Below are 672 nucleotides of genomic sequence, written 5' to 3'. Positions count from 1 at the left end.
GGCCGGGGTCGGGCGCGGCGTCGCGCGGGGTGTACAGCGGCCGGGTGCGCAGCCCGTCCTCCAGCGTCGTGGACAGGGCGTCCTCGACTGCCGCGCCGGAGACTTCCTTGCCGGACTTGCGCAGGACACCCTCGACCAGGCGTTGCCACTGCTCATGCGTCGCGTCAGGGAACTCGGCGGCCAGTGAGAGCCCGTCGTCAGGCAGGACCGTCATGCTCGGATGTTAGGACAGGGTGCTCAGGTGACAGCAGAACGATGGCCTGTGACCTTCCCCTCGTTGCGGTTGTGATCCGAGCCTCCCGAGGGACCTTCCGGCGCCGTGTGCACGGCAGATGGGCCGGACGCCGGATCAGGGCTGTGTCGCACAGTGTGTCGTTGTTGGGCCGAACGGGTGACTTGGCGTAAGAATTGGCTGGTGCAGGCATCGAAAGCGAGTCAGGTCAGGGGGAGCCGGTGAGCCGTTACGACGTCACCGATGAACAGTGGGAAGGGCTCGCCCAGGTCGTGCCGCTGCGAGGCCGGGACGCATGGCCGTCCGCGGTCAGCCACCGGACGCTTCCCGACGCGGACACCGAGACGCGCCGCCGGTTCGTCGTCCTGCGGGTCAACGTCTTCGCGGACGCCCGCGACGTCGCCGAGACCCTGATGGCGGGGGTGCCGGTGCTGCTGGAC

Annotated in this window: 2 pseudogenes; one reads left to right on the top strand and one right to left on the bottom strand. The window is 69.2% G+C overall.

Going from position 1 to position 672, the window contains the following annotated elements:
• Positions 1 to 214 (bottom strand): annotated as a pseudogene (locus tag CCN33_RS26825) (methylmalonyl-CoA mutase); the annotation flags it as partial.
• Between the two features lie 239 nt (positions 215 to 453).
• On the opposite strand from CCN33_RS26825, the pseudogene CCN33_RS26820 reads away from it, so the two are divergent.
• Positions 454 to 672 (top strand): annotated as a pseudogene (locus CCN33_RS26820) (cell division protein SepF); the annotation flags it as partial.

Source organism: Streptomyces recifensis (assembly GCF_002154615.1).
GTDB lineage: Bacteria > Actinomycetota > Actinomycetes > Streptomycetales > Streptomycetaceae > Streptomyces > Streptomyces griseoluteus.
The sequence above is the reverse complement of the archived record's forward strand: the minus strand, read 5'-3'. Positions and strand labels throughout refer to the sequence as shown.